A 4,373-nucleotide genomic window follows, 5' to 3' on the forward strand; every position below is an offset into this window, starting at 1 on the left:
GCACGCCGACCTCGTCCCCGAGCACGTCCGCTCCAAGGCCCTGATCGTTCCGCCGCCCGCACCCAGGCGTCGCGGTCGTCCACCCGGAAAGGCTGCCTCCGATCACACGGCCGGCTGATCACCGATCCGCACCGAACCCGCCGGCCAGGGAATTTTGAAAGCCCACAATTGCGGAGACTTCGGTGCCCGTTGACACGCAAGGGGTTCGACGGGCTGGCCGCCCTCGTCCAGGACCATCTGGCGCGCGATCCGTTCTCGGGCCAGGCCTTCGTGTTCCGCGGGCGGCAGGGCCACCTGATCAAGGTGCTGTGGTGGGACGGCCAGGGCCTGTGCCTGTTCGCCAAGCGCCTGGAGAAGGGGCGCTTCGTCTGGCCGTCCACCGCCGGTGCCGCTGCTGCATTGACGCCGGCCCAGCTCGCCATGCTTCTGGAGGGGATTGACTGGCGTGCGCCGCTGCGCACCGACCGGCCGACGATCGCGGGCTGAGAGCGGCAGACTACCGAGGCGGCTACGTCGGGTGCCAGAACCGGTGGCGACGGCCCTTGGCGAGAGCTAAGCTGTTGGCATGGCTCTCGATCTTGCGACGCTGCCCGACGACGTCAACGCGCTCAAGCGTCTGATCGTCGGCCTGGCGCGCGAGGCGGTCCATGCCAGCACCCTGATCGAGAAGCTGCGTGGCGAGCTCGCCCGGCTGAAGCGGGCGCGGTTCGGCACCTCGTCCGAGAAGTTCGGCCCGCGCCTCGAGCAGCTCGAACTGGCCATCGAAGCGCTGGAGGTCGACGAGGCCGAGCGTCTGGCCGGCGCGTTGGTCGTCGCCGAGGCGAGGGAGGCCGCACGGCTCAAGCCCGCCCGGCGGGACCTGCCGGCCCACCTGCCGCGCGAGAGCGTGGTCCACGCCGGTCCCTGCGCCTGCCCGGCCTGCGGCGGGAGCTTGCGCCGGATCGGCGAGGACGTCACCGAGAGCCTCGACTACGTGCCGGGCCGGTTCAAGGTCGTGCGTCACATCCGCGAGGCGTTCGCCTGCCGCGCCTGCGAGCAGGTGGTCCAGGCACCGGCTCCCCACCATGCGGTTCCCCGCGGGCGGGCTGGTCCGGGGCTCCTGGCCCACATCGCGGTGGCGAAGTTCGACGACCACTTGCCGCTGTATCGCCAAGCCGAGATCTATGCGCGCGACGGCGTCGATCTGGCGACCTCGACGCTCTCGGGCTGGCTCGGCGCGACCGCGGCCACGCTGCAGCCGCTGACCGAACTTCTGCGCCGGGAGGTGATCGGGGGCTCGGACGTCCTGCACGGCGACGACACGCCGATCCCGGTGCTGGCGCCCGGCACGGGCAAGACGAGCACCGGACGGCTGTGGACCTACGTCCGGGATGAGCGTCCCCACGGCGGCGCCCGCCCGCCGGCGGCGGTGTTCTTCGCCTCTCCCGACCGTCGAGGCGAGCGCCCGCTCGCCCACCTGGCGGCCTTCTCCGGCGTGCTGGTGGCCGACGGCTATGCCGGCTTCAACGGGCTGTACGAGGCCGGGCGTGCGGGCGGTGCCCTGACCGAGGCGGCGTGCTGGGCGCATGTGCGACGCAAGATCTTCGACGTGCACGCCGCGACGGGCTCGGCGCTTGCGGCGGAGGCGCTGGAGCGGATCGGGGCGCTCTACGGGGTCGAGCGCGACCTGCACGGCAAGCCGCCTGATGCTCGTACCCGCGAGCGACAAATGCGGTCGAAGCCGCTGGCCGAGGCGCTGAAGGCGTTTGCCGAGACGAGCCTGGCCCAGGTGCCGGGCCGGTCCGACCTGGCCAAGGCGCTACGCTATATGCTGGCGCGCTGGCCGGCGCTCATGCGAACCTTCGACGACGGCCGTCTCACCCTCGACAACAACGCGGCCGAGCGGGCGCTGCGCTGCGTGGCGGTCGGGCGCAAGAACTACCTGTTCGCGGGATCAGAGCTGGGCGCCGAGCGGGCGGCGGCGTTCTACACGCTGATCGAGACGGCGAAGATGAACGGGCTCGATCCCGAGGGCTACCTGCGCGATGTGCTCACGCGCATCGCCGATCATCCGGCCAAGCGCTTGGCCGATCTGCTGCCCTGGAACTGGATGCCGACCGGTAGAGCCGAGCAGGCCGCCTGACCAGTGGCTCCGTCACCGAGCGCTTACTTTAAGCAGGTCGATGGTGCGCCTGTTGAGGTCATCGAGCGTCGCAATCACCTTCAGATCGAACTCGTAGGTGCCCATGGCTGCGCGCAACCCAGCCATCTCAGTGACGGGATAGACGTTGGGCATCTCGAGATTGCCGCTCACATCGGCAGTGGGGTAGTCAGGGTGACTTCTGTCGAGGAGGCGGCGTTATCGGCCAAAACCTCTCAGCTTCGAACTTGGATGTGTGACAAGAATCACTATTATGCGCCCCTAATAGCAAGACTCAACATGCGATCAAACGCCTTTGTGACTCCGATATTAAGGTTATGCTGACGCGAAACATCGTTTGCCTTTAGCATCTCTTGCTCAAGACTGACGGCGCTTGACGTTTCTAGAACATCCCAGCCTTCCCGAGACTGCATTGTCCGCACAGGAGCATCGCTCGCCAAAATGCTGGTATGGGCAGAGGCCGTGACTGCCAATTCGAGGTGAGTCTGAGCCATCACCTGAGAAAATGGTACCACGTCCCTGGCCTTGTATCCCGGTGTGTTCGCGTTCGCGACATTACCCGCAATGGTTGCCTGCCGCACGGCAAGATAGCGTGCCTGCTTCGATGCCAGATCGAATAGGTAGACCTCAGTCATGTCGCTAGCTCCAAGCTTTGCACCAGGGTCGGAACGCGAGCCACGCGCGCTCCTCCAAACGAAGGTGTAGGTTCATAACCTTGCATGAGGCTGTAATGGTAGCGAGCAGAGTGCCGAAGAGCATCGCCTTGGTCTTGAGCGCGACGGTGGCGACGACGTAAGCGTTCGGTGAGGCTTCCTTTTACCCACATCCTGGCGATGTCCGCGCGACGGCGGCTCCGAGCGCAATGTCGGTGAGCCGTGCAAAGCCGCGCCACATGACGAGATTGCCGGGCGGCGGAGCGCGTGAGCGAGCGAGATAGCCGCCGAGGCTGCGGTCCATCTGTCCGACGAGCCGGTGCAGCCGCTGCTCGAGGCTGGCATCGGCGAACGTGCTTTCGGCGAGTTCCTCTTCCCATCAGCACCGTGTGGCAACGGGCATGGAACACCTCGTCGTCCAAGGGTTCAGAAGCCCTTCAATCACGGGTGACGCCGATCGCGCAACGATCCAAGCTTGACCCTGAGTGTAGGTAAAAGGAAGCATCGCCGAGAGCTTACTGTTTCGGAAGAGTGGCGTTTGATTCAATCCGCACCAAGCTCGGCGGCGCAGCCAGGGCCGGACTGGCTGCAGCACGGCGGCGCACACTACCAAAGCGCCACGCATACGCTTTGATCGCCCAACGCGCTGCATCCCAACAACATTCCGTTACCAAACAGGTAGAGTGGGAGAGTGACAGTATATCAATGGCCCGATCAGAAATCCGTGTGCAAACGCGCACTGAAGAAATGGGCAGGCCCACGATCTCTGTTGTAGCCCGGGTTTGCCACAAACTGATAATCCAGTGACAGTGCTACATCTCTGGTCAGGCTGACGGAGTAATACGTCTCCAGGATGGTCTCAGGCCTGTAGCGGAGCTGGCCCTCGCCGATGACGAGGCCCAGACCTCCCTTCGCGAAGAATTCCCTATGCGAGCGGGAGATGCCGTTGATCGCCGCCCCGATGCCGACGGCATCATCGGATCTTCCCCAGGTCGTGCCTTTGAGCGAGAAGCCGCCGGAGGCGCTACGGTCGATATCGGCGAAGGAGAGGCTCTCGTTGCGGCCATCAGAGGCACTGATACGCGCGAACATGCCAAGCGTTGGGCTCAAGGCCTGCTCAAGGTTGATATAGCCACCGCTCTTGTTGCGATTTTTCCGGTTCGCCAGTGCGGCCGTGTTCGCATCTGGGAATGCGACCGGATCCAAGCCCGTGAGCGTCACCGCTTCTCTGTAGTTTGCTGAGCGTCCCTCGTTCGAGAACGCTCCAAACCGGAGCCGGCCGGCTTGGTCGAGGACACTATAACGGACTTCGAGTTCGACATTCAGGCCACCTTTCTGAAGGATGCGTGGATCGAGAACATTACTGCTCGGCTCCTTTGGCACTTGCGCATAGGCGGCCCGGACTGCAAACTCCTTGCGGTTGTACTCGACGACTACGCCTTGCGTGTAGCCGGCAAGATTGGCGGGAAAGTCCCAGGCTGAGGAAGCCCAGAGCGCCCAGTTGAAGAAGTCGACGCGAGGATCGTGGGCATAGACGTTGCCATCGAAGAAGTCACCCATCGCGAACTTGCCAGCAACCA

At 64.8% G+C, this 4,373-nt stretch carries 5 protein-coding genes and 1 pseudogene; 3 read left to right on the forward strand and 3 right to left on the reverse strand.

Annotated elements, in window-relative coordinates; all coding sequences use genetic code 11:
- From DA075_RS37280 to tnpC, 3 genes and pseudogenes are all read left to right on the forward strand, one after another.
- Nucleotides 1-118, forward strand: a pseudogene (locus DA075_RS37280) (AAA family ATPase); the annotation flags it as partial.
- Between the two features lie 71 nt (nt 119-189).
- Nucleotides 190-486 (forward strand): IS66 family insertion sequence element accessory protein TnpB, encoded by a 297-nt coding sequence (gene tnpB / locus DA075_RS35420; RefSeq protein WP_244936724.1) that lies wholly within the window; start codon nt 190-192, stop codon nt 484-486.
- 79 nt (nt 487-565) lie between these two features.
- Nucleotides 566-2,122 carry an IS66 family transposase gene (tnpC, locus tag DA075_RS35425; protein ID WP_099957694.1) on the forward strand — a complete coding sequence of 519 codons (1,557 nt, stop codon included), beginning with the start codon at nt 566-568 and terminating at the stop codon, nt 2,120-2,122.
- Nucleotides 2,123-2,134: 12 nt separating this feature from the next.
- Here the strand turns inward: tnpC and DA075_RS35430 are convergent, their stop codons facing one another.
- From DA075_RS35430 to DA075_RS35440, 3 genes are all read right to left on the reverse strand, one after another.
- Nucleotides 2,135-2,293, reverse strand: coding sequence for a flagellar basal body rod C-terminal domain-containing protein (locus DA075_RS35430; protein WP_276330954.1), 159 nt, complete (start codon nt 2,291-2,293; stop codon nt 2,135-2,137).
- Nucleotides 2,294-2,391: 98 nt separating this feature from the next.
- Nucleotides 2,392-2,775: a flagellar basal body rod protein FlgB gene (gene flgB, locus DA075_RS35435; protein WP_099957696.1), complete on the reverse strand. Its 384-nt coding sequence runs from the start codon at nt 2,773-2,775 to the stop codon at nt 2,392-2,394.
- A 732-nt stretch (nt 2,776-3,507) separates the two neighbouring features.
- Nucleotides 3,508-4,373, reverse strand: an 866-nt coding sequence (locus DA075_RS35440; RefSeq protein WP_164712609.1) for a carbohydrate porin, incomplete at its 5' end; no start/stop codon positions are given.

The organism is Methylobacterium currus, from assembly GCF_003058325.1.
GTDB classification, from domain to species: Bacteria; Pseudomonadota; Alphaproteobacteria; order Rhizobiales; family Beijerinckiaceae; genus Methylobacterium; species Methylobacterium currus.